The sequence below is a fragment of the Stutzerimonas kunmingensis genome, from assembly GCF_014764705.1.
Classification (GTDB): Bacteria; Pseudomonadota; Gammaproteobacteria; order Pseudomonadales; family Pseudomonadaceae; genus Stutzerimonas.
Genome location: NZ_JACXXG010000001.1, coordinates 293733 through 317981, shown reverse-complemented (window position 1 = coordinate 317981; position 24249 = coordinate 293733). Strand labels below are relative to the sequence as shown.

The 24249-nt window shown below is 66.2% G+C and carries 23 protein-coding genes and 1 pseudogene; 19 read left to right on the top strand and 5 right to left on the bottom strand.

Translation table 11 applies throughout. The annotated features are described in order from the left end of the window. Positions 1–60 precede the first annotated feature (60 nt). The 6 genes from rutD (at position 61) to IEG05_RS01485 (ending at position 4434) form a co-directional block, all read left to right on the top strand. A complete protein-coding gene (gene rutD / locus IEG05_RS01510) occupies positions 61–858 on the top strand; it encodes a pyrimidine utilization protein D (RefSeq protein WP_046619261.1) in 798 nt (265 codons plus the stop codon). 10 nt (positions 859–868) lie between these two features. Continuing rightward, positions 869–1459, top strand: coding sequence for a malonic semialdehyde reductase (locus IEG05_RS01505; protein ID WP_046619259.1), 591 nt, complete (start codon positions 869–871; stop codon positions 1457–1459). 13 nt (positions 1460–1472) lie between these two features. Beyond that, complete coding sequence (rutF, locus tag IEG05_RS01500; RefSeq protein ID WP_046619258.1) at positions 1473–2000, top strand: NADH-dependent FMN reductase RutF; 528 nt, start codon at positions 1473–1475, stop codon at positions 1998–2000. A 173-nt stretch (positions 2001–2173) separates the two neighbouring features. Next, positions 2174–2578: an RNA polymerase-binding protein DksA gene (gene dksA, locus IEG05_RS01495; RefSeq protein WP_017244483.1), complete on the top strand. Its 405-nt coding sequence runs from the start codon at positions 2174–2176 to the stop codon at positions 2576–2578. Between the two features lie 9 nt (positions 2579–2587). Then, positions 2588–3790, top strand: a complete 1203-nt coding sequence (zigA, locus tag IEG05_RS01490; protein ID WP_046619257.1) for a zinc metallochaperone GTPase ZigA — start codon at positions 2588–2590, stop codon at positions 3788–3790. After that, positions 3790–4434, top strand: coding sequence for a DUF1826 domain-containing protein (locus IEG05_RS01485; protein WP_046619255.1), 645 nt, complete (start codon positions 3790–3792; stop codon positions 4432–4434). The genes zigA and IEG05_RS01485 overlap by 1 nt, the downstream gene beginning before the upstream one ends. Before the next feature lie 42 nt (positions 4435–4476). Here IEG05_RS01485 and IEG05_RS01480 read toward each other — a convergent pair whose 3' ends face one another. After that, positions 4477–4806, bottom strand: a complete 330-nt coding sequence (locus IEG05_RS01480) for a four-helix bundle copper-binding protein (protein ID WP_023447147.1) — start codon at positions 4804–4806, stop codon at positions 4477–4479. 211 nt (positions 4807–5017) lie between these two features. Here IEG05_RS01480 and IEG05_RS01475 point away from each other — a divergent pair, with 211 nt between their 5' ends. The 3 genes from IEG05_RS01475 to IEG05_RS01465 all read left to right on the top strand — a co-directional run bounded on the left by IEG05_RS01475 (position 5018) and on the right by IEG05_RS01465 (position 7280). Continuing rightward, positions 5018–5605: an IMPACT family protein gene (locus IEG05_RS01475; RefSeq protein WP_031298498.1), complete on the top strand. Its 588-nt coding sequence runs from the start codon at positions 5018–5020 to the stop codon at positions 5603–5605. 459 nt (positions 5606–6064) lie between these two features. After that, positions 6065–7015 (top strand): adenosine deaminase, encoded by a 951-nt coding sequence (locus tag IEG05_RS01470; protein WP_191121530.1) that lies wholly within the window; start codon positions 6065–6067, stop codon positions 7013–7015. A 100-nt stretch (positions 7016–7115) separates the two neighbouring features. Further along, on the top strand, positions 7116–7280 hold the full coding sequence (locus IEG05_RS01465; protein ID WP_014819093.1) for a hypothetical protein: 165 nt from the start codon (positions 7116–7118) through the stop codon (positions 7278–7280). Between the two features lie 3 nt (positions 7281–7283). On the opposite strand, the gene IEG05_RS01460 is transcribed toward IEG05_RS01465, so the two are convergent. Then, entirely contained in the window at positions 7284–8456 is a 1173-nt protein-coding gene (locus IEG05_RS01460; RefSeq protein WP_046619251.1) for a Bcr/CflA family multidrug efflux MFS transporter, read from the bottom strand. Positions 8457–8660: 204 nt separating this feature from the next. Between IEG05_RS01460 and IEG05_RS01455 the strand changes: the two genes are divergently transcribed. Continuing rightward, positions 8661–9308 carry a TetR family transcriptional regulator gene (locus IEG05_RS01455; RefSeq protein WP_046619248.1) on the top strand — a complete coding sequence of 216 codons (648 nt, stop codon included), beginning with the start codon at positions 8661–8663 and terminating at the stop codon, positions 9306–9308. A gap of 4 nt (positions 9309–9312) precedes the next feature. Here IEG05_RS01455 and IEG05_RS01450 read toward each other — a convergent pair whose 3' ends face one another. Then, positions 9313–9504 (bottom strand): heavy-metal-associated domain-containing protein, encoded by a 192-nt coding sequence (locus tag IEG05_RS01450; RefSeq protein ID WP_014819090.1) that lies wholly within the window; start codon positions 9502–9504, stop codon positions 9313–9315. Between the two features lie 148 nt (positions 9505–9652). Between IEG05_RS01450 and IEG05_RS01445 the strand changes: the two genes are divergently transcribed. The 3 genes and pseudogenes from IEG05_RS01445 to IEG05_RS01435 all read left to right on the top strand — a co-directional run bounded on the left by IEG05_RS01445 (position 9653) and on the right by IEG05_RS01435 (position 14568). After that, entirely contained in the window at positions 9653–12031 is a 2379-nt protein-coding gene (locus IEG05_RS01445; RefSeq protein WP_046619246.1) for a heavy metal translocating P-type ATPase, read from the top strand. 13 nt (positions 12032–12044) lie between these two features. Further along, entirely contained in the window at positions 12045–12488 is a 444-nt protein-coding gene (gene cueR / locus IEG05_RS01440; RefSeq protein ID WP_046619245.1) for a Cu(I)-responsive transcriptional regulator, read from the top strand. A gap of 54 nt (positions 12489–12542) precedes the next feature. Next, a pseudogene (locus IEG05_RS01435) lies at positions 12543–14568 on the top strand (methyl-accepting chemotaxis protein). A 42-nt stretch (positions 14569–14610) separates the two neighbouring features. On the opposite strand, the gene bfr reads toward IEG05_RS01435, so the two are convergent. Further along, complete coding sequence (gene bfr, locus IEG05_RS01430) at positions 14611–15078, bottom strand: bacterioferritin (protein WP_014819086.1); 468 nt, start codon at positions 15076–15078, stop codon at positions 14611–14613. A 246-nt stretch (positions 15079–15324) separates the two neighbouring features. Between bfr and IEG05_RS01425 the strand changes: the two genes are divergently transcribed. The 3 genes from IEG05_RS01425 to IEG05_RS01415 are packed head-to-tail and all read left to right on the top strand — an operon-like array spanning position 15325 to position 20931. After that, a complete protein-coding gene (locus tag IEG05_RS01425) occupies positions 15325–16404 on the top strand; it encodes an efflux RND transporter periplasmic adaptor subunit (RefSeq protein WP_046619241.1) in 1080 nt (359 codons plus the stop codon). Between the two features lie 4 nt (positions 16405–16408). Further along, on the top strand, positions 16409–19453 hold the full coding sequence (locus IEG05_RS01420) for an efflux RND transporter permease subunit (protein WP_191121529.1): 3045 nt from the start codon (positions 16409–16411) through the stop codon (positions 19451–19453). Continuing rightward, positions 19450–20931, top strand: a complete 1482-nt coding sequence (locus IEG05_RS01415) for an efflux transporter outer membrane subunit (RefSeq protein ID WP_046619237.1) — start codon at positions 19450–19452, stop codon at positions 20929–20931. Before IEG05_RS01420 ends, IEG05_RS01415 begins: the two co-directional genes overlap by 4 nt. Positions 20932–21021: 90 nt before the next feature. On the opposite strand, the gene IEG05_RS01410 is transcribed toward IEG05_RS01415, so the two are convergent. Further along, positions 21022–21912: a PA4780 family RIO1-like protein kinase gene (locus IEG05_RS01410; RefSeq protein WP_046619236.1), complete on the bottom strand. Its 891-nt coding sequence runs from the start codon at positions 21910–21912 to the stop codon at positions 21022–21024. A 157-nt stretch (positions 21913–22069) separates the two neighbouring features. On the opposite strand from IEG05_RS01410, the gene ada reads away from it, so the two are divergent. From ada to IEG05_RS01395, 3 genes are read left to right on the top strand one after another with little or no spacing between them, the layout of a single operon-like run. After that, entirely contained in the window at positions 22070–23110 is a 1041-nt protein-coding gene (ada, locus tag IEG05_RS01405; protein ID WP_191121558.1) for a bifunctional DNA-binding transcriptional regulator/O6-methylguanine-DNA methyltransferase Ada, read from the top strand. Between the two features lie 52 nt (positions 23111–23162). After that, a complete protein-coding gene (locus IEG05_RS01400; RefSeq protein ID WP_014819080.1) occupies positions 23163–23405 on the top strand; it encodes a hypothetical protein in 243 nt (80 codons plus the stop codon). 51 nt (positions 23406–23456) lie between these two features. Next, positions 23457–24242, top strand: a complete 786-nt coding sequence (locus IEG05_RS01395) for a TatD family hydrolase (protein WP_101275137.1) — start codon at positions 23457–23459, stop codon at positions 24240–24242. Positions 24243–24249 lie beyond the last annotated feature (7 nt).

The window sequence follows — 24249 nt, the reverse complement described above, 5'->3', positions numbered from 1 at the left end:
GCCAGAGCGGGTCAGCCGGCACGCCCGCGGCCCGCTGATCGACCTCGCGGAGGGAATGACATGCACTACGAACTTCATGGCCGCATGGAGCCGGATGCGCCGACTCTGGTGCTCAGCTCCGGCCTCGGCGGCGCCGCCGCCTTCTGGACACCGCAGCTGCCGGCGCTGACCCAGGACTACCGGGTGCTGGTCTACGATCAGCTGGGGACCAACAGGAGTCCGGCGAACCTGCCGGCGGGCTATTCCATCGAGTCCATGGCAGTGGAATTACTGGAGCTGCTGGACACCCTGGGCATCCGCCGCTGCCACTTCATCGGCCATGCCCTCGGTGGGCTGGTCGGCTTGCAGATCGCCCTGCTGCGGCCGCAGTTGCTGCAGAGTCTGGTACCGATCAATGCCTGGAGCAGCCCCAACCCGCACAGTGCGCGCTGTTTCGCGGTGCGCCTGAACCTGTTGCGCGACAGTGGCCCGGCAGCCTATGTGCAGGCGCAGTCGCTGTTTCTCTACCCGGCCGACTGGATCGCGGCCAACAGCGAGCGACTGGCACGCGACGATGCCCATGCACTGGCGCATTTCCCAGCGACGATGAATCTGGTGCGGCGTATCGAGGCACTGCTGGCCTTCGATATCGAGGCCGAGCTGTCGCGCATCACCACTCCGACCCTGCTGATCGCCAACCGCGACGACATGCTGGTGCCCTGGCAGCATTCGCAGCACCTGGCTGACGTCCTGCCCAATGCCCAACTGGCGTTGCTGAACTACGGTGGCCACGCGTCCAGCGTCAGCGACAGCGAACCCTTCAACCAGATCCTGCTGGACCATCTTGCCGAGCAATGCGGACAGGTCGCAGCAGCCTGAGGACCCGAACATGCACGCCCCCATCGACTCGAATGCCCTCGCCACGCTGTTCAGCGACGCCCGCACCCACAACGCCTGGCTCGACAAAGCAGTGCCGGATGCCCTGCTCGAACAACTCTACGAGCACGTCCGCCTCGGCCCGACCGCCGTCAACAGCTGCCCCGGCCGCTTTGTCTTCGTACGCACGCCGGAGGGAAAGGCAAAGCTCGCGCCCTGCCTGTCCAAGGGCAATCTCGAAAAGACCATGGCCGCGCCGGTCACGGTGATCGTCGCCTATGACGAGGACTTTCCGGAGACCCTGGCAGAGCTGTTCCCCTTTGCCGACGCCCGCAGCTGGTACGCCGGGCAACCGGCACTGATCACCGAGAACGCGCTGCGCAACAGCTCGCTGCAGGCCGGCTACCTGATCCTCGCCGCCCGCGCTTTGGGGCTCGATTGCGGACCGATGTCCGGCTTCGACGGCAAGGCGCTGGATGCCGCTTTCTTCGCTGGCACGAGCTGGAAATCAAACCTGCTGATCAACCTCGGCTACGGCGACGCCAGCAAGCTGCGCGACCGCCTGCCACGCCTGCCCTTCGACCGCGCCTGCGTCCTCGCCTGATGGAGAACCGACCATGCAACTGGCTCAATGCGAAACCACCAGTCAATTCAGCGCTCCAGTGATTCGTGAGGATTATCGTGATGCCATGGCGCGGCTGGCCGCGGCAGTCAACATCATCACCACCGACGGCCCCAGCGGCCGCGCCGGCTTCACCGCCACCGCGGTGTGCAGCGTCACCGACGAACCACCGACGCTGCTGGTGTGCCTGAACCGCAGCGCATCGGCACATCCCATCGTCACCGCCAACGGGCAGCTGTGCGTGAACACCCTGGCCGGCGCACAGCGGGACCTGTCCAACCTGTTCGGCGGCAAGACGCCCATGACAGAACGCTTCGCCGCAGCACAGTGGAGCACCGGCGTGACCGGCTCGCCGCTGCTCGACGGCGCCACCGTGTCGTTCGACTGCCGCATCAGCCACAGCGCCAGCGTCGGCACCCACGACATCCTCTACTGCGAAGTGCTCGCCGTGTACCGCCGCGACAGCAGCGATGCGCTGGTGTACTTCGGTCGCAACTACCACGGGCTGCCCGGCGCCGTCTGACCGCCCAGCCCCCATCAACACCCGAGCCCGCCGCGCGATCCGCGCCGCGGGCTTTTTCTTTGCCTCGGAACAACGCGCTTACCGGTGCGCCGCTCGACACGCAAACAGCGCTTGCATTACGAACATAATTGTTATGTTATAACTCTTACATTATTTCCGACACATGCCTCCCGATGACCGAAGCCGAACTACTCGCCCAGCCCGCCGAGGCGTACATGAACGCAGAGCAGCAGGCTTTCTTCCGCGACCTGCTTTTGCACCAGCGTGCCGAGCTGCAGGCGCGTATCGAGGAAGAATTCCAGGCGCTGCGCGAACAGGAGCCGAGCAGCGACCCCGCCGACATCGGCAGCGCAGAAGAACAGCGTCACTGGCAGCTGCGTGTGCTGGAGCGGGAGAAAAAGCTGCTCGACAAGATCGACGCCGCGCTGGATGCCATCGCCCGCGGCGAATACGGCTGGTGCGCCGAGACTGGCGAACCCATCGGGCTGCAGCGCCTGCTGTTGCGCCCCACCACGACGCTGTCCATCGAGGCGAAGCAACGCCAGGAACAGCGCGAAAAACACCAACGTTCCGCCTGAGAGACCGCCATGAACCGCCTCCCCGTTACCGTCCTGTCCGGCTTCCTCGGTGCCGGCAAGAGCACCTTGCTCAACCACATCCTGAAGAACCGCGAAGGCCGCCGCGTCGCGGTGATCGTCAACGACATGAGCGAGATCAACATCGACGGCAACGAGGTGCAGCGCGGCGTCAGCCTCAATCGCGCCGAGGAAAAGCTGGTCGAGATGAGCAACGGCTGCATCTGCTGCACCCTGCGCGAAGACCTGCTCGAGGAGGTCGGCAAGCTCGCCCGTGAGGGTCGCTTCGACTACCTGTTGATCGAGTCCACCGGGATTTCCGAACCGCTGCCGGTGGCCGAAACCTTCACCTTCCGCGACGAGCAGGGCCAGAGCCTGGCCGAACTGGCTCGGCTGGACACCATGGTCACGGTGGTCGACGGGGTTAATTTCCTCCGCGACTTCCAGGAGGCCGAGAGCCTGGCCAATCGCGGCGAAACCCTTGGCGAGGACGACGAGCGCTCGGTCACCGAGCTGTTGATCGAGCAGGTGGAGTTCGCCGACGTCATCCTGATCAGCAAGATCGACCTGATTTCCGCCGCCGAGCGCGAAGAGCTGACCGCCATTCTCGGCCGGCTCAACACCCATGCCGAGATTCTGCCGATGAGCATGGGCCAGGTGCCGCTCGACCGAATCCTCGACACCGGCCGTTTCGACTTCGAACGCGCCGCCCAGGCGCCGGGCTGGCTCAAGGAAATGCGCGGTGAGCATGTGCCGGAAACCGAGGAATACGGCATCGCCTCCACCGCCTATCTGGCGCGCCGGCCGTTCCACCCACAACGCTTCTACAACTTCCTCAACCGCGAGTGGAGCAACGGCCGCCTGCTGCGCTCCAAAGGCTTCTTCTGGCTCGCTACCCGCCCCGAGGAAGCAGGCAGCTGGTCCCAGGCCGGTGGGCTGATGCGCTACGACTATGCCGGGCGCTGGTGGCACTTCACCCCTGAATCGGCCTGGCCGAGCGACAGCGAAAGCCGCACGGCAATCCTCGGCAAGTCCCGCGGTGAGTTCGGCGACTGCCGCCAGGAGCTGGTCTTCATCGGGCAGAACATCGATTTCGAACGGTTGCGCCGCGAACTCGACGCCTGCCTGCTGAACGACAGCGAGTGGGCCGTGGGCGCCACCGGCTGGCTGCGCCTGCCGGACCCGTTCGGCCCCTGGCACGAGCAAGTCGCCTGATGCTGGCGCAGCAGATCATCCGCCCACAGCCGCGCCAGTTGCTGGGCGACTCCCCGGCAGTACTCGGCGAAGCGCTGAACGATGGCGTCAACCTCAGCGTATGGCAGCGCCAGCTGCCGCTGCACATTGCCGAGTTCGCCGAGACACTCCTGGCCCTGGGCGAGCCGCTGGCGGAATCGCTGACCCTCGAACCGACCGGCGACGGTGAGCTGCAACTGCCAAACCTGGCGGCGGCTTATCGAGACCTTGCCGGCCGTGCCGGTTTCGTCGCCGACGTGTCCTGGCTGGTGCGGGCGTTCAGCTGCCTGGTCGATGCGCGGCGCATTGGCTTGCGTCTGCGCATGCTGGACAAGCCCATGTGCCCGCGCTTTCACGTCGATCACGTACCGCTGCGGCTGATCACCACCTACGCCGGCGCAGGTAGCGAATGGCTTCAGGAGGGCGGCATGCAGCGTCGGCGCCTGGGCGATCCGGCAGCCGAACCGACTGATCCGGCGGCCATCCAGCAGCTCGGGGTTGGCGACGTGGCGTTGTTCAAGGGGGAGAAATGGCTGGGTAACGAAGGCGCCGGGATCATTCATCGCTCGCCGCAGGCGACAACGGCTGAGCACCGTCTGATCCTGACGCTGGACTGGCTGAGCTGAAGCAAAAGGGCCGCAGCTGCGGCCCTCCGAATCGACAACCGATCAGGCTGCCATCTTTTCGCACTCTTCAGCGCACTTGCGACAGGCCTCGGCGCAGGCCTGGCAATGGTCGTGCTTGTGCTTGCCGCACTCCTCGGCGCAATCGCGACAGACCTGCGCGCAAAGCTTGCAGAAGGCTTTGGCATAGGCACTGTCGCGGGTCATCAGCACTGCTGCGATCGCACACATGTCGGCGCAGTCACGATCGAGTTCGATGCAGCGCGCCATCATCTTCACGTCGTCCTCGCGCAAGCAGGATGCCGCGCAGGTCTCGCAGACCAGTGCGCAATTGGAACAGGCCTGGATACATGACTGGTAACTGGAATTGAGCATGGAATGTCCTCCATCCGATGTGCCAGCGAAATGCGGTACGGCAGGGCCTCTCCAGGCCATGCGCGCAACCGCGCCCTACTAGATAGGGGTTGGACGGTCCGGCGAAGTTCAATCCGTTCGCCGGATGGCCTCTTGCAGGACGACGCAGCGCAGCCGCGGCGGCGCCGCTACAATGGCCGCCCTGCAAACCATCACCGACGCCGTAACAGCCATGCCCTTCACCCTGTCCGCGCCCTGCGAATTGCTGGAAGTCATCAGCAAAAGCCGCTTCCTGGCCAAGGCGGCACCCGTGCAGAGCGCCGAAGAGGCCCAGGCCTTTATCCAGGCGGTCAGCGATCCCACCGCTACGCATAACTGCTGGGCGTGGAAGATCGGCAACCAGTACCGTTTCAGCGACGACGGCGAGCCCGGCGGCACGGCGGGTCGGCCGATGCTCACCGCCATCGAAGGGCAGGATTTCGACCGGGTCGCGGTGGTGGTGATCCGCTGGTTCGGCGGCATCAAGCTCGGCACTGGCGGCCTGGCCCGTGCCTATGGCGGCACCACGGCGAAGTGCCTGCAGGCCGGCGAACGCAGCGAGCTGGTGTCGCGCTCGCGCTGTCGCTGTCATTGCCGCTTCGCCGAGCTGGCGCTGTTCAAGGCACGCCTGGCGGAATTCGAGGCGCTGCTGGAAGCCGAACATTTCGATGCCGAAGGCGCGACCCTGGAGATTGCCCTTCCCGCCGCTCAGCTGCAGCCGCTGGCGAGATTGCTCGCTGATATCACCCGCGGGCGCAGCCAGCTGGAAGCCATGGACTAGACGCGTCGTTGCCCACAAATACTGTGGACGCAATTGTGGATAACAATTGTATGGCCGCCTGGAAAGCGCTCGCGGCGGGCGCTCGGGAAAACTGCACAATTTTTGATCAATAAGCCTTACGCGCCCCAACGGGGTGCGTTAAGCGCTTGAATTACTGTGTTTTTTGACTGGGCAGTCGGCTACTGACGTTTTGCTATCAATCGCGTTCTGCCAGCTCGAGGTTATGCCCGAATTGAGTGGAGAACTTTGTGGATAACATTGGGAACAACCTCGCCAGCGCCCGTCAGATCTGGGCTGCAGACCGCTGGTCAATTAATCGCCAAATTGCGCTAACCGCAATGAACCAGTCATTCGGCTGTCATCCAGAATTGCTAGGCGGGACAAACTGGTCAGCTGGCATATCAGTTGCTCCAACCCACCGATAGAATGCCCGCACACCCGAAAGACGAGAATTTCGCGATGCACGACTGGCTCAACAATCTGCCCAAGGCCGAACTCCACCTGCACCTGGAGGGCTCGCTGGAACCCGAACTGATGTTCCGCCTGGCCGAGCGCAACAGGATCGCCCTGCCCTGGAACGACGTCGAGGCGCTGCGCAGCGCCTACAACTTCGGCAACCTGCAGGAATTCCTCGACCTCTACTATGCCGGCGCCGACGTGCTGCGCACCGAGCAGGATTTCTACGACCTGACCTGGGCCTACCTGCAGAAGTGCGAAGAGCAGAACGTGGTACATACCGAGCCCTTCTTCGACCCGCAGACCCACACCGACCGCGGCGTGCCGTTCGAGGCCGCGCTCAACGGCATCAGCGCGGCGCTGGCCGACGGCCGTGAGCTGCTGGGCATCAGCAGCGGGCTGATCCTGAGCTTCCTGCGCCACCTGCCGGAAGAGGAAGCCTTCAGGACGCTGGAACAGGCGCTGCCCTATCGCAACGCATTCTTCGCCGTCGGCCTCGACAGCTCTGAAGTCGGCCACCCGCCAAGCAAGTTCCAGCGCGTGTTCGACAAGGCGCGCGCCGAAGGCTTCCTCACCGTTGCCCATGCCGGCGAGGAAGGCCCGCCCGAGTACATCTGGCAGGCACTGGATCTGCTCAAGGTCAGCCGTATCGACCACGGCGTGCGTGCGGCCGAAGATCCGAAGCTGATCGCCCGGCTGATCGAGGAGCAGATTCCGCTGACCGTCTGCCCGCTGTCCAACACCAAGCTCAAGGTGTTCGACGACATGCGCCAGCACAACATCCTCGACCTGCTGGAGCAGGGCGTGAAGGTCACGGTGAATTCCGATGACCCGGCCTACTTCGGCGGCTATGTGACGGAGAACTTCGTCGCGCTGCACGGAAGCCTGGGCATGACCGAAGAACAGGCCCGCCGCCTGGCACAAAACAGTCTGGACGCACGACTGGCCTATTGAGCCATTCGTCGGCGCCCGGCCCACCTGCGACACCATGGCTCGCCGCGCGAGCCATGGCTGCGCCTAGACTGTGCGGCGACCCACACACGAGGAGATCGCCATGCACATTCTCGTCCGCCCGCTGACGCCGTCACCCGACAGCGCCTGGCAGGTGTGCCTCGACCGGCAGAAAGTCACCTTTCGCAGCGAAGCCGAAGCGCGCGCCTTCGTCGAAACTCTGCACCGTCGCCTGCAGGCGCCGCATCCCCTGCCACTCAGCGCCTGACAGTCAATCCGTACTGGCGCGCGCCGTGGTGTAGGCGACGATCGTTGCCAGCAGACCGCACAGGCTGATGATCGCCGCCAAGGGCACTGCGGTGCCGTTGTGCAAAGCCCCCACCGCGGAAGCGGCGATGGCGGCAATGGTGAACTGCATGCTGCCGAGCAAGGCCGAGGCGCTGCCGGCATTCGCGCGCTGGTCGGCCATGGCGCAGGCCGTGGCGTTCGGCAGCAGGCAACCGAGGCAGGACACGCAGCAGAACAGCGGAATCAGCAACGGCCAGAGCGATTCCGGCTGTGCTGCCGCCACTGCCAACAACGCCAGCGCACTGCCGAAGAAGAACCACACCCAGCGCCGCACCCAGAACTCCGGCCCGCGCCAGCGCACCAGCCGCACGTTGACCTGCGCCATCAGGATGAAACCCGCCGCATTGACGCCGAACAGCCAGCCGAAATGCTCGGGTTTGACACCATACAGTTCGATGAAGACGAACGGCGAGCCGGTGATGTAGGCGAACATGCCGGCCATGCACAGCGCACCGGTCAGCACGTGGCCGATGAAGAAGCGATCACGGAACAGCCGCAGATACTGCCCGAGCGCACCGGACATCGGCTGACGCGGCAGCCCGGCCGGATAGGTTTCCGGCAGCCACAGCGTGACCGCCACCAGGCACATCGCGCTGAACAGCGTCAGCAGGATGAAGATCGACGGCCAGCCGAACGACGCCAGCAACGCGCCGCCCGCCACCGGCGCGAGGATAGGCGCCAGGCCCATCACCAGCATCAGCTGCGAGAACACCTTGGCGCTGGTCATCGGGTCGCACAGGTCACGCACCACGGCACGCGCTACCACCATGCCGGCACAGCCACCGAGAGCCTGGACGAAACGCACGCCGATCAGCCAGTCCATGGACGGCACAAAGGCGCTGGCCAGCGATGCCAGGGTGAAGAGCGTCACGCCGACCAGCAGCGGCCCGCGCCGCCCATAGCGATCGGCCAACGGCCCGTAGACCAGCTGACCGATGGCCAGGCCGATGAAATAAGCCGCCAGCGAAAGCTGCACGTGATCGACACTGGTGCCGAACGACTCCGCCAGCAAGGGGAACGCCGGCAGGTACATGTCGATCGCCAGGGGACCGAACGCGCTGAGCGCGCCCAGTATGAGAAGAATCCGCAGGGACATCAGAGGCTCGCAAGCTGGAAAGAAGACGTGGCCGGGTGAGTTGTTGGGACCTCGACCGTGCCCGGGAATTTGCACCGGCGTGCAAGATGCTGTTACATACACCGCCGATTGTAAACATGCATCACGACGAGATGCGCCGTTACACTGGCCGCCCTCCATCGCTGCTGGACGCCCGAAGCAGCCGTCATCTGCCTGAATCTGCCCATGCGCCGAACCAAAGAAGAAGCCGAAAAAACTCGTATCGCCATCCTCGCGTCTGCCGAGCGGCTGTTTCTGGACAAGGGGGTGGCCCACACCAGCCTCGACCAGATCGCCCGTGACGCCGGTGTGACGCGCGGCGCGGTGTACTGGCATTTTCAGAACAAGGCGCACCTGTTCCACGAAATGCTCAACCAGATTCGCCTGCCACCGGAGCAGATGACCGAGCGCCTGTGCAGCTGCGATCAGCAGCAGCCGCTGCAGGCACTGATCGCTCTGCGCAACCTGACGGTCGAGGCCATCAGCACCCTGGCCAGCAACGAGCAGAAGCGCCGGATCTTCACCATCCTGCTGCACAAGTGCGAATTCACCGATGAACTGCGTGAAGCCGAGGAACGTCACCACGCCTTCATCAACCAGTTCATCGATCTGTGCGAAAACCTGCTGCGCAACGCCTCGACCTGCCTGCGCCCCGGCGTCACGCCGCGGCTCGCCGCGCTGTCGCTGCATGCCCTGGTGGTCGGACTGTTCACCGACTGGACGCGCGACACCGAACTGTTCGCCCCAGAGGTCGATACCAGGGCGCTGATCGACCCGCTGTTCCGCGGCCTGGTCCGCGACTGGCCGGACGATCCCGACCAGCCTGCCGTGTGAGCGATCAGCTCACCTGATAACCCTCTTCGCTTATCGCCTGGCGAATCGCCTGCTCGCTGGCGCTGCTCTGGACCTGCACCGTTCCGGCAGCCAGGTCCACCTGCACCTGCGCCTGCGGGTCTAGCGCCTGGATGGCCTGGGTTACCGCACGCTCGCAATGGCTGCAGGTCATTCCGCTCACGTTGAATACTTGCATCGTCGCTCTCCTCGTCTGCTGAAGGCGCCGATTCTCGACCTTGCCACCCGGGCAAGGTCAAGGCACCTGCTGTCGCAGATCATGGTGTTGACCTTGCCATAGGGTTAAGGTCGATCCTGCAGCCATCGCAATCCGAGGAGTCACTGCCATGTCCAGCGCCACCCATACGCTGCCGGTCAGCGGTATGACCTGCGCCAGCTGCGCCGGCCGCGTCGAACGCGCCCTGCTCAAGGTGCCGGGCGTCGCCGCGGCCAACGTCAATCTGGCCAATGAACAGGTGCGCGTCGAAGGCGATGACCTGGGTGTGGCGACGCTGATCGAGGCCGTGGAAAAGGCCGGCTACGGCGTACCGCTGCAGAGCATCGAGCTGAACATCGAGGGCATGACCTGCGCCAGCTGTGTCGGCCGGGTCGAACGCGCCCTGCTCAAGGTGCCCGGCGTGCGCAGCGCCGCGGTGAACCTGGCCAGCGAGCGCGCGCATGTCGAGGTGATCGGCACGCCGGACCCCGCCGTGCTGATCCAGGCGATCGAGGCCGCCGGCTACAAGGCGAGCGCCGGCGACCAGCAGCGCCCCGAACAGGATGCCGCGCGACGCCTGCAGCGTGAACGCTGGGCGGTGATCGCCGCCCTGTTGCTGGCCGCACCGCTGGTGCTGCCGATGTTCGGCGAACTGTTCGGGCAGCACTGGATGCTGCCGGCGTGGATCCAGTTCCTGCTCGCCACTCCAGTGCAGTTCATCCTCGGCGCACGCTTCTACGTGGCCGGCTGGAAGGCGGTGCGTGCTGGTGCCGGCAACATGGACCTGCTGGTCGCCATCGGCACCAGCGCCGGTTATGGCCTGAGCCTCTATCAATGGTGGGCGACGCCGGCCGGGCAGATGCCGCACCTGTATTTCGAGGCCTCAGCGGTGGTGATCGCCCTGGTGCTGCTGGGCAAATACTTGGAAAGCCGCGCCAAGCGCCAGACCAGCGCCGCCATTCGTGCGCTCGAAGCCTTGCGCCCAGACCGCGCGACACGGGTAGTCGACGGCCGCGAGGAAGACGTCGCAATCGCCGCGCTGCGCCTGGACGACCTGGTGATGGTCAAGCCAGGCGAGCGTTTCCCGGTGGACGGTGAAGTGGTCGAGGGCGAAAGCCAGGCCGACGAAGCGCTGATCAGTGGCGAGAGCCTGCCAGTGAACAAGGCGCCAGGCGACCGCATCACCGGCGGCGCGATCAATGGCGAGGGCAGGCTGCTGGTGCGCACTACTGCGCTCGGTGGCGAGACCGTGCTGGCGCGGATCATCCGCCTGGTGGAAGACGCCCAGGCAGCCAAGGCGCCGATCCAGAAGCTGGTGGACAAGGTCAGCCAGGTGTTCGTCCCGGCGGTACTGGTGATCGCCGTATTCACCCTGATCGGCTGGCTGCTCACTGGCGCGCCGGTCGAGGTCGCGCTGATCAACGCCGTGGCCGTGCTGGTCATCGCCTGCCCCTGCGCCCTGGGTCTGGCCACGCCGGCGGCGATCATGGCCGGCACCGGCGTGGCGGCGCGCCACGGCATCCTGATCAAGGACGCGGAGGCGCTGGAAGTCGCCCATGCGGTCACGGCCGTGGCCTTCGACAAGACCGGCACGCTCACCTCGGGCAAGCCGCAGATCATCCACCTGCATGCCGTGGACGGCGACGAAGCGCGGATACTGCGCCTGGCCGGCGCCCTGCAGCGGGGCAGCGAACACCCGCTGGCGCGCGCCGTGCTGGAGCGCTGCGAAGCCGACGGCATCGCCGTGCCGGATGTACAGAAGAGCCAGGCCCTGAGCGGCCGCGGCATCGCCGGAACGCTGGATGGTCAGCAGCTGGCGCTGGGCAACCGGCGCATGCTCGAAGAGTATGGCCTGCAGCCGGGCGAGCTGCTGGAAACCGCCCAGCGCTGGGAAGCCGAGGGTCGCACCCTCTCCTGGCTGGTGGAGCATTCGCCCGAGCCGCGTATCCTCGGCCTGTTCGCTTTTGGTGACAGCCTCAAGGACGGCGCCGCAGCAGCGATTGCCGGGCTCGCGGCGCGGCATATCCGCAGCCACCTGATCACCGGCGACAACCGTGGCAGCGCGCGGGTGGTGGCCGAAGCGCTGCACATCGATGATGTGCATGCCGAGGTGCTGCCAGCGGACAAGGCCGCCACCGTGGCGGAGCTGAAGAAAGGCGGCGCCGTGGTGGCGATGGTCGGCGACGGCATCAACGATGCCCCGGCCCTGGCCGCAGCGGATGTCGGCATCGCCATGGGTGGCGGTACCGATGTGGCCATGCACGCCGCCGGCATCACCCTGATGCGCGGCGATCCACGGCTGGTTCCGGCGGCGCTGGACATCAGCCGGCGCACCTACCGCAAGATCCAGCAGAACCTGTTCTGGGCCTTCATCTACAACCTGGTGGGCATTCCGCTCGCCGCCTTCGGCTTTCTCAGCCCGGTGGTGGCTGGCGCGGCGATGGCCCTGTCGAGCGTCAGCGTGGTGAGCAACGCCCTGCTGCTGCGTTCCTGGAAGCCGGAAGAATGATCGGGAGCACACCATGAACATTGGTCAGGCAGCCAAGCACAGTGGCCTCACGGCGAAGATGATCCGCTACTACGAATCCATCGGCCTGCTCACGCCGGCCGGGCGTGGCGCCAATGGCTATCGCCACTACAACGAGCGCGACCTGCATCAGCTGGCCTTCATCCGCCGCGCCCGTGACCTGGGTTTCTCGCTGGAGGAGGTCGGCAAGCTGCTGGCGCTGTGGCAGGACCGTCAGCGCGCCAGCGCCGATGTGAAAGCCCTGGCCGGCGCGCACATCGACGAGCTGAACCGCAAGATCACTGAGCTGGTCGACCTGCGCGACACCCTGCAGGAGCTGGTCGACCACTGCCAGGGCGATGATCGCCCGGACTGCCCGATCCTGCAGGGCATCGAAAGCGGCTGCTGCAGCGCCCCGTCATCCCGTCCGTCCCCAATCACTGCACCTGGCAAAGGCTGATGCCAACGCGGGCCGCCCCGGCCCGCGCCCCCTGCTCCAGCATTCGCTGCGACCATTCCTCGATTTACATTCAAGTTCGTATGCTCGCGGCCGAAAGAGGGCCCGAAGACACCCGCGGGCCGCCGGCAAGGCACCCGCTCGTTTCGAACTATTCATCTGATTGGAATGACATGAACAACTGGTTTGCAAACATCGGCGTCAGCAGGAAGCTCGCACTGGGTTTCGGTGCCGTGCTGGTCTTGACCCTCATCCTCGCCTGGAACGGCTGGGGCAGCCTCGGCAGCGTCATCCAGCGCAGCGGCTGGATGACCGAAATCTCATTGCTGAACAAGACACTGACCGACCTGCGTATCGCCCGCCTGCAATTCATGCTGGCCAATGGTGACAACGAATCCACCGAGCGTCTGGACAAGAACCTGGGCATCTACCTCGCCCAGCAGACCAAGCTGCTGGAGACCTTCAAGAACCCGGTCAACGTCGCCCAGCTCAAGGAGCAGGCCGGCTACAACGCGCAGTATCAGCATTCGCTGAACGATATGCGCAAGGCCTATGCCCAGGCCAACGCCTCGCGGCAGATCATCGACCAGGCCGCCGGCCGTCTGAGCGAGCTGATGGCTGGCGTGAACCGTCAGGTGCTGCAGCTCTCGGACTATGACGAGGGCCGTTTCGCCCAATTCCAGGCGATCACCCAGATCGAAGACGACGTGCAGCGTGCGCAGTACCTGCTGCGCGTCTACATGAGCAGCCCGGGTGCCGAGGCGGCGAAGGCGATCTACGCCCAGCTCGACGCCGCGCAGGCCACCCTCGGCCGTCATGCCGGCGCTCTGGACGCCGACAGCGGCGCGGCGCTGCAGCAGATGCGCACGGTGCTCGGCGAGTACCGCAGCGCCATCGAGGCGCTGGAGAAGGCCACCCAGGCAATCGCCAAGGCGCGCCAGGAGATGACCGACCAGCAGAAGGAAATCGTCCGTATCAGCGACTCGCTCTACCAGTTCCAGCTCGACCAGCTCGACGTGGAAAGCGCCGCAGCACGCACGCGCCTGATCGTCAGCGCGCTGCTGGCCCTGGTGCTGGGCATGCTGGCCGCTTGGCTGATCACCCGGCAGATCATCCTGCCGCTGCGTGCGACCCTGGCTGACGTCGAGCGCATCGCCTCCGGCGACCTCAGCGCCACCGCACAGGTTCAGCGCCGCGACGAGCTGGGCGTGCTGCAGCGCGGGGCTCGACCCTGCGCGAGCTGATCGGCGGCATCCGCGATGGTGTCAGCCAGATCAGCGCCGCCGCCGAGGAGCTCTCGGCCGTCACCCAGCAGACCAGCGCCGGCGTGAACAGCCAGAAGGAAGAAACCGATCAGGTCGCCACCGCCATGCACGAAATGTCGGCGACCGTTCAGGAAGTCGCGCGCAATGCCGAACAGGCCGCGCTGGCAGCCACCGAGGCGGACGGCGAAGCCCGGGAAGGCGATCGCGTGGTCACCGAGGTGGTCACCCAGATCGAACGCATGGCCAACGCCGTGGTGCGCTCCACCGAGGCGATGAAGGCACTGCAGGAAGAGAGCGACAAAATCGGCAGTGTGATGAACGTGATTCGGGCGGTGGCCGAGCAGACCAACCTGCTGGCGCTCAACGCCGCCATCGAGGCTGCCCGTGCCGGCGAGGCCGGACGCGGATTCGCCGTGGTCGCCGACGAGGTCCGCGGCCTGGCTCAGCGTACGCAGAAGTCCACTGAGGAAATCGAAGGGCTGGTCGCCGCGCTACAGAACGGCACCCAGCAGGTTGCCTCGATCATGCACACCAGCCGCGACCTGACCGACAGCGGCGTCGAGCTGGCGCGCCGGGCCGGTGCATCACTGGGCAGCATCACCCGCACAGTGTCGAACATCCAGGCGATGAACCAGCAGATCGCAGCGGCCGCCGAGGAGCAGAGCGCAGTGGCCGAGGAAATCAGCCGCAGCGTGGTGAATGTGCGCGATGTGTCGGAACAGACCGCCGCCGCCAGCGAGGAAACCGCGGCGTCGAGCACCGAGCTGGCCCGTCTGGGCGGTCAATTGCAGTCGATGGTGAGCCGCTTCCGGCTCTGACGGAACCTCGCGAGGCAGGCCCTGCCTCGCGGGGTGGAAGGCTCAGCTGGCCTGGGATTGCAGGTAATTCTGCAGACCGATGCGGTCGATCAGGCCGAGCTGCTGCTCCAGCCAGTAGGCGTGGTCTTCCTCGGTGTCGTGCAGCTGCAGCGCCAGCATGTCGCGGGTCGGGTAGTCGCCGTGCTGTTCGGCCAGCGCGATGCCCTGGGCCAGCGCGGCGCGCACCTTGTACTCCAGCGCCAGGTCGTTGCGCAGCATGTCCGGCACGGTGTGCCCCGGATTGATCGGCTCCGGCGTCATGTCCGGGGTGCCTTCGAGAAAGAGGATGCGCTGCAACAGTGCATCGGCGTGCTGCGTCTCTTCTTCCATCTCGTGATTGATACGCTCGTAGAGCTTGCTGAAGCCCCAGTCGGCGTACATCCGCGAATGCAGGAAATACTGATCGCGCGCCGCCAGTTCGCCGCGCAACAGCTCCTTCAGATAGTCGATTACCGGTGCCTGGCCTTGCATTGCGTATTCCCCATGAGTGATGCGCCTTCAACAGCGGGCAAGCATCCCCGCTGAGTTCACGACGGTCAAGCGCTGCAGAGCCGCAGCCGCGCACCCTTGAGTGTGGCAGAGCCTCGGCAGAAGTCGACCGCCCGGTCACCTCACTTCTACGAACATCGCCAGCGAACTCCTGCGCAGACGCGGGGCTCTACTGTCAGTCCCAATGGGCGCCCGCACGCCCGCAACGCCGATCAGACAGGAGCCACGATGACGTCAACGCGAGCATTCCCAGCGTCCAAGGCCTGGTTGACGATCATCGTCTGTGCGCTGCCGCTGCTCGGTGGTTGCTCCTCGGAAGCCGAGCCGGCACCCGAGCCGCCACGGGTGGCCCTGGTCGAGCCGTTGCAGGCGGCCGAGCCGAAAGCCGAGGCGCTGCGCTTCTCCGGCGTGGTGCAGAGCGTGACCTCCACGCAATTGTCGTTCGAGGTGGCCGGGCGTATCGAGCGCATCCTGGTCGACGAAGGTACGCGGGTGCGCCGCGGGCAACCGCTGGCACAGCTGGATCGCACCGACTACCGCCTGCAGCTGCGCGAAGCCGAGGCGCGCCTGCGTCAACTGGAGGCGGATCTGGCACGCAAGCGCACCCTCCTCGCCGAAGGCATCCTCGCCCCCGCCGCAATCGAAGCGCTGCAAGCCAACACCGTGGCCGCACGGGTGGCGCGCGACAGCGCCCAGCGCGACCTCGATCACAGCACGCTGAACGCGCCGTTCGATGGCGTGGTGGCGCGCCGCCTGGCCGAGCCGGACATGGTCGTCGCGGTCGGCACGCCGGTATTCGAGATGCAGGACAACCGCCATATCGAAGTCAGCGTCGACCTGCCGGAAAGCGCAGCGCTGAGCATCCCGCTCGGGCCCGAGCTGCAGGCCGAGGCTGAACTGGTGATCGCCGATCTGCGTCTGCCGCTGCGCTACAAGGAGCACAGCACGCAGCCGCGTGAAGGCGCGCGCACCTACCGCCTGGTGCTGCAGGGCGAGCCGCCGGAGGATTACAACCTGCTGCCGGGCATGGCCATGCGCGTCAGCATCGAACGTCCGGCGCAGCCGCAAACGACCCATGACGCCTTTCGCCTGCCGTTGTCGGCGCTGCAGACCGGCAGCGACGGCCAGCATTTCATCTGGCAGGCGGACGATGGCCGCGCGCGGCGGCTGGCCGTGGACCTGCAGCAGGTTGAAGGCGATCAGGCACTGATCCGTGGCGAGGGCCTGCAGGCGCAGCTGCCGATCATCGTCGCTGGCGGCAGCAAGCTGCACGACGATCAACCGATCGAAGCGAAGGAGCGGAACTGAGCCGATGGATTTCGCCCGCTACGCCATCACCCGCCCGGTCAACATCTGGATTCTGATACTGATCTGCCTGCTCGGCGGCACCCTCGCCTTCTTCGAGATCGGCCGCCTGGAAGACCCGGAATTCACCATCAAGCAGGCTATCGTCAACGTGCAGTATCCCGGCGCCACGGCGCTGGAGGTCGAACAGCAGGTGACCGAGCCGCTGGAGAGCGCGATCCAGCAGATGTCGCAGATCAAGGAGCTCCGCTCGCGCTCGATGCCGGGCATCGCCGAGATTCGCGTGGAGATGCAGGACCGCTACGACGGCGATGCGCTGCCGCAGATCTGGGACGAGCTGCGCAACAAGATCAACGATGCCCAGGGCGACCTGCCACCGGGGATCGAACCGCCGCTGGTCAACGACGATTTCGGCGACGTCTACGGCATTTTCTATGCGCTGACCGGCGACGGCCTGACGCTCAAGGAGCTGCACGAGACGGCCAAGGATCTGCGCCGCACGCTGGTGGCCGCCGACGGCGTCGGCAAGGTCGAGATCGCTGGCGTGCAGGAAGAGCGCATCCTCGTGGAAGTCGACCAGGCGCAGCTGGCCGCGATGGGCATCGCCCCCGACGAGATCGCGGCGGCGCTGGCCGACACCGATGCCGCAGTGGATGCCGGCGGCGTGCATGCCGGCGAGTTCTTCGTGCGCCTGCGCCCGAGCGGCGCCTTCGATTCGCTCGACGAGCTACGCGCATTGCCGGTCGGCCAGGGCCCGCAGCGGGTCGAACTCGGCGCCATCGCCAAGCTGTCGCGCGACTATGCCGAGCGGCCGCGGCAGATCATCCGCCACAACGGCCAGGCGGCACTGACCCTGGGAGTCAGCGGCGTCTCGGGCGCGAACATCGTCGAGGTCGGCCACAGCGTCGAAGCGGCGTTGCAGGCCATCGAACACCGCATGCCACTGGGCGCCGAACTGCATCCGCTGTACGAGCAGCACCAGATCGTCGATGAGTCGGTGAACAGCTTCGCGCTCAACGTGTTCCTCTCGGTGGCCATCGTGGTCGGCGTGCTGTGCATCGCCATGGGACTGCGCGCCGGCGTCATCATCGGCGCGGTGCTGTTTCTCACCGTGCTCGGCACGCTGCTGGTGATGTGGCTGGCGGGCATCGAACTGGAGCGGATTTCCCTCGGCGCGCTGATCATCGCCATGGGCATGCTGGTGGACAACGCGGTGGTGGTCTGTGACGGCATGCTGGTACGCCAGCGCCAGGGCAAGAACATCCTCGAGGCCTCGCAGGAAACGCTGCAACAGACGCAGTGGCCGCTGCTCGGCGCCACCATCATCGGCATCCTCGCCTTCGCCGGCATCGGCCTGTCCCAGGACACCACCGGCGAATTCCTCTTCTCGCTGTTCTTCGTCATCGCCGTGTCGCTGCTGCTCAGCTGGCTGCTGGCGTTGCTGCTGGTGCCGCTGTTCGGTCATTACCTGCTGCGCAACGCCAAGACCGACGAGGACCCCGACGCCGCCTACGACGGCCCCTGGTACAACCGCTACCGCCGACTGGCCGGCGGAGTGCTGCATCGGCCCTGGCTGACGGTCGGCGTGCTAGTGGTGCTGACGGTGGTCAGCATGGTGCTGTTCACCCGCTTGCCGCAGAGCTTCTTCCCGCCGTCGAGCACGCCGCTGTTCTACGTCAATCTGTTCCTGCCACAGGGCACGCATATTCGCGAGACCGCAGAGACCGCCTCTGAAGTGGAGGCGTATTTGGCGGAGCTGGAGGGGGTAAGCGAGGTGTCCAGCTTCATCGGCGCCGGAGCCTCGCGCTTCATGCTGACCTATATGCCGGAGCAGCCGAATTCGTCGCTGATGCATTTTCTCGTGCGCACCGAGGATGCCGAGCTGATCGCCGGGCTGGTGAGGCAGATCAACCAGCAGCTGCCACAACGCTATCCCTCGGCCGACGTCTCGGCTGCGCAGTTCATGTTCGGCCCCAATGCCGAGGCCAAGCTGGAAGCGCGCATCAGCGGCCCGGACATCGAGGTGCTGCGGGCCATTTCCGCCGAGGGTCGCAAGCGCCTGCAGGCCGAAGGCAAGGTTTTCAACGTGCGCGACGACTGGCGCCAGCAGGTACTGGTGCTCCGCCCGCAACTGGCGCTGGATCGCCTCGCCGACGCCGGGCTGACGCGCCAGGCGGTGGCGCGCGCCCTGGCCGCCGGTAGCGAGGGCCAGCGGGTCAGCCTACTGCGCGAGCGCGACGAGCTGATCCCGGTATTGCTGCGTGCCGCGCCGGAGGACCGTGTCGGCAGCGACGACCTGCTGCAACGGCTGATCTGGAGCCCCGCCGGCACCGGCTACGTGCCGCTGGCACAGGTCGCCGACGGCATCGAGCCGATCAGCGAGGACAGCATCATCGTGCGCTACGACCGCGAGCGCACCATCTCCATTCGCGCCGAACCCCGCGATGGCGAGAACACCAACGAGGCACACCAGCGCATTCGCCCGCTGATCGAGGGCATCGAGCTGCCAGTCAACTACAGCCTGAAGTGGGGCGGCGATTACGAACAGTCTTCCGACGCCCAGCAGGCGCTGGCCAGCACGCTGGCGGTGCCCTACTTGGCGATGGTGCTGGTCACCGTGCTGCTGTTCGCCAGGGTGCGCCAGCCGCTGATGATCTGGCTGGTGGTACCCATGGCGATCTGCGGGGTGAGCTTCGGCCTGCTGCTCACCGGTCAGGCGTTCGGCTTCATGGCACTGCTCGGCCTGCTCAGCCTGACCGGCATGCTGATCAAGAACGCTGTGGTGCTGGTGGACGAGATCGACCGGCAGATCGACGACGAGGTGCCGCGCCTGACCGCCATCATCGAAGCCTCGGCGTCGCGCCTGCGACCGGTGATGATGGCCGCCGGCACCACCGTACTGGGCATGGTGCCGCTGCTGTTCGACCCGTTCTTCGCCAACATGGCGGTTACCATCATGGGCGGCCTGGGCTTCGCCACGTTGCTGACGCTGCTGGCGGTGCCGTGCCTGTACCTGCTGTTCATGAAAGTACGCCCGGAGGAAACCGCATGACTGCCAAGGCCCTGGCCGCCCCGCTGCTGCTCGCCCTGGCCCTGAGTGCCTGCTCCAGCGCACCGCAGCATGCCGATCCGCAACTGCCGGAAGGCTGGTTCAGTGCCGCCGGTGCGCACCCGGCCGATGCCGAGTCGCTGGCCGCCTGGTGGCGCCAGTTCGATGACCCGCAGCTCAGCGCGCTGGTCAGCCGCGCCATGCAGCAGAACCACGATGTACGCCTGGCCATGGCGCGCGTCACTGCAGCGCGAGCCCAGCTGCGCCAGTCGCGCGCCGGCCTGCTGCCGAGCTTCGATCTGCCTGGTTCGGCCAGCCGCCAGTGGAACGAGAACGATCAGGAAGCCGAACCCGACAGCCCGCTGGCCGACTTCATCCCCGACGACGACGTGATCAGCTTCGATACCTGGGAGCTGGCGCTGCAGGCGACCTGGGAGCTGGACCTGTTCGGCGCCACCCGTGCGCGGCGTGACAGTGCGGCCCAGCAACTGCGCTCAGCCGAAGCGCAAACGATCGCCGCACGGCTGGCCGTGGCCTCGAACACCGCCCAGGGCTATCTGCAACTGCGCGCGTTGCAGGGCCAGCGCGCGTTGCTGGTCGAAGGCATCGAAGTGGCGCGCGAACTGGAGCGTATCGCCGGGCTGCTGTTCCACGCCGGCGAAGTGACCCGGCTGGACGTGGAGGCCACCTCCGCCGAGCGCGCGTCGCTGGAAGCCGATCTGGACGAGCTGGACATTCATCTGGCCGAAGCGCAGCTGGCGCTGGACACCCTGCTCGCCGAGCCGCCGGGCAGCACCGCCGCGCGTCTCGCCGCCAGTGCGCCGGTACCACTGGCCGAGCAGCTCATCGCCCCCGGCCAGCCCATTGACCTGCTGCGCCGCCGTCCGGACCTGATCGCCGAAGCCGCACGGCTGGACGCCGCCGAGCTGCAATCGCTGGCCGCCCGTCGTGATCTGTTCCCCAAGCTGGCGGTGCAGGCCGCGGTTGGCCGCTCCGGCTTCGCCCTGGGCGACGCGGTATCCGGCGCCTCCAACTTCGCCAGGGTCGGCGCGACGTTCGGCCTGCCGTTGCTGGATTTTCCACGCCGCGGCGCCGCCATCGACCTCGCCGATGCCGAGGGCGAGACCGCCTACGTCGCCTTCGAGCAGGCGCTGGCCCGCGCGCTGGAGGAAGTCGAACGGGGCCTGACGAGGATGGCCGGTCAGCAGCGCAGGCACGCATCCCTCAGCCGCACCCGCGAGCACCGTGAACGGGCGCATCGGCTGGCGCAGCGCAGCTACGAGCTGGGTGAGGCAAACCTGAGCGAGGTGCTGGACGCCCAGCGCGGTGCGCTACAGGCCCGCCAGCGCGCACTGGAAGGCCGGACCGCGCTGGCGACGGCGCAGGTGGCGTTGTATGTGGCGTTGGGGGGTGGGTGGAAGGCGGCGTCCGCGGATACCGCGGACGCTGGGGAAAACTCTACAGAGCAATCGACGCACTGAAGACCTTAGCTGGCCGGAGTCTTTGAAGACTCCCGCTAGTCGGCAAAAACACAGAAGCAGCAGTCTCCGGGGTTCGCCAGAGACTGCCGATCAGCCTTTCATCCACGGCGGCTCCGGCGGCTCATCCTTCGGCGCATCGTCCGCACCGCGCAAGGCCTCACGGCGCTCCTGTTCGGCCAGCGTGGCCTTGATCTCCCGCATTACCGCATCGATATCCGCGGCATCTTCCGGCTCGGCAAATTCCCCGGTCAGCTCGGTCTCGGTGGTCAGCTTGCCCTGCTCGTACAGCGCCCACATCTCCTTGGCGTAACGGGTGAACTTGAGTTCCGGCGCGAACTGTCCGAAATAGGCCGACATGTTGCCAACATCGCGCTCGAGCATTTCGAACGCATGGTTGTTGCCGGCCGCATCCACCGCCTGCGGCAGGTCGATGATCACCGGGCCGTGCTCGTCGAGCAGCACGTTGAATTCCGACAGATCACCGTGCACCAGCCCCGCGCAGAGCATCTTGACCACCTCGTGGATCATGAACGCATGGAACTCGCGGGCGTCGTCCGGATGCAGGTCCACGTCGTTCAGTCGCGGTGCGGCATCGCCATCTTCGCCGGCAATCATCTCCATCAGCAGCACGCCGTCGAGAAAGTCGCAGGGTTTGGGAACGCGCACGCCGGCATCGGCCAAGCGGAACAGCGCCGCCACCTCAGCGTTCTGCCAGTTGTCTTCCTTCTCCTTGCGCCCGTGCTTGGAGCCCTTGGCCATCGCGCGCGCATCGCGACTACTGCGCACCTTGCGGCCTTCCTGGTATTTCACGGCCTGGCGGAAGCTGCGCTTGTTGGCTTCCTTGTAGACCTTGGCGCAGCGCAGCTCATCGCCACAGCGCACCACGTATACCGCTGCTTCCTTGCCGCTCATCAGCGGCCGCAGCACCTCGTCGATCAGGCCATCCTCGATCAGCGGTTCGAGTCGTTTAGGCGTTTTCATCAGCGGCTTGCAGGTCCTTCTCGGTCAGGGCGATGCTGCAGGTTACGGCAATCACGGGGCGGCTTCCATGCTCCCCATCGACTTTGAAAGCACGCTTTGGATTGGCGCACGTCCGGCCAGGACCGACAATCGCAGCATCAACCAGGGGAGTCGCGCCATGCTCGACCAGGACCGCTGCTGGCAAGCGCTATGCGAACGCGATGCCGCCTTCGATGGCCGCTTCGTGTTCGCCGTGCGCTCGACAGGTATTTTCTGCCGACCCAGCTGCCCGGCACGCCGGCCAGCTCGCGAGCGGACGGCGTTCTACACCGATCCAGCGGCAGCCCAGGCCGCCGGTTACCGGCCATGTCGCCGCTGTTCGCCCTGCGGCCCGAGCCCGAGCGAGCAGCTCGATGCACTGGTGATCGCCGCCTGCCGCCTGCTCGACGAAACCGAGACGCCGCCGCCGCTGCAGCAGCTGGCCGCGCGCATCGGGCTGTCGCCGGCCTACCTGTCACGGGCATTCAAGGCGCGCACCGGCATGACCCCGCGGGCGTGGTCGGCGGCGCGCCGCCGCGAACGTCTGGAAACCCACCTGACCGAGGCCGACTCGGTACTCGATGCCGCCCTCGCTGCCGGCTACTCCGGCACGCGGGCCCCTTACGCGGACGCCCAGGCACTGACGCCGGCCCAGCGCCGCCGCAAAGGTGCGGGCGAAACCCTGCGCTACGCCCTGGCGCCCTGCCCACTCGGCCAGCTGCTGGTCGCCAGCAGCGACAAAGGCATCTGCGCCCTGCTGTTCGGCGACGACCAGACAGCGCTGGAAGACGAGCTGCGCTCACGCTTTGCCGCGGCACAGTTGCAGCGCGACCAGGAAGGCCTGGGTGAGTGGCTGCAGGCAATCGTCAGCCAACTGGAAGAACCGCAGCGTGCCGCCCAGCTGCCGCTCGACCTGCGCGGCACGGCCTTTCAGCAGCGCGTCTGGCAGGCGTTGCAGCAGATTCCCGCCGGCGAGACGCGGCGCTACGGTGAGCTGGCGGCAACCCTCAGCAGCCACGCCCGTGCGGTGGCCCGCGCCTGCGCCAGCAACACCGTCGGCCTGCTGGTGCCCTGCCATCGCGTGGTCGGCAGTCATCAGGCGCTGACCGGCTATCGCTGGGGGCTGGAACGCAAGGCAGCGTTGCTCGAGCGCGAAGCACAAGGAGACTCGGGAGCCTGAGCGGATTTCGGCGGTCGGATACTTCAGTGCCGCCAACCGCAGGAAGCCCGCCATGACCGATCTGAAGCGTTACCGCATCCACTACTGCATCAACGGCGAACCCGCCTCGCTGCTGATCAGCTCGTTCGAAGTGCCCGGTCTGGAGCAGGCCGAACTGGAAATACTGCTGCATTACGTCCGCGAGCCGCGTGCGGCGGTCGACGCCCCCTGGGAAAACCCGATACGCCCCAGCGAAGACAGCCGGCTTGAAGAGCTGGGCGTCAGCGACATTCAGATCGAAGAGGAAAGCCACTGAAGGCCATGTAGCATTACGCGCCCGCCCACCGCCGACCGTACGGAGCCTGTCGTGCAGCTTATCGACACCCATACCCACCTCGATTTCGAGATGTTCGATGATGACAGGACCCAGGTCATCGCCCGCAGCGCGGCCGCTGGCGTCGAGCGCATCGTGGTACTCGGTGTGCACGAAGCGAATCTGGAGCGGGTCTGGCAGCTAGCCTGCGAGCAGCCAGCGGTTCATGCCGCGCTGGGCCTTCACCCGGTGTTCATCGCCGAGCACCGGGACGAGCACCTGGGCAAGCTGCGCGACTGGCTGGAGCAGCTACGCGGTGAGCCTAAACTCTGCGCCATCGGCGAGATCGGCCTGGACTATTACGTCGAGGACCCGGACATCGAGCGCCAGCACGAACTGCTCGAAGCGCAGCTGGCGCTGGCTGCGGAGTTCGAGCTGCCAGTACTGCTGCACGTACGCCGCGCCCACGCACCGATGATCGCCATGCTCAAACGCTACAAGCTGCAGCGCGCCGGCATCGTGCACGCCTTCAGTGGCAGCTGGGAGGAAGCTCAGGAATACCTGCGCCTCGGCTTCAGGCTCGGCCTCGGGGGTGCCGGTACTTGGCCACAGGCGCTGCGCATGCAGCGGGTGCTCAAGCAACTGCCGCTGGAGGCCATAGTGCTGGAAACCGACTCGCCTGATATCCCGCCGGCCGGCCATGCCGGCGAGCGCAACAGCCCGGAACTGCTGCCGGATATCTGCCGGATGCTGGCCGATCTGAAGGGTGTCAGCGCCGAAGAGCTGGCCGCAGCCAGCTATCGCAACAGCTGTGAACTGTTCGGCTGGCCGCAGCCCTGATCATCGC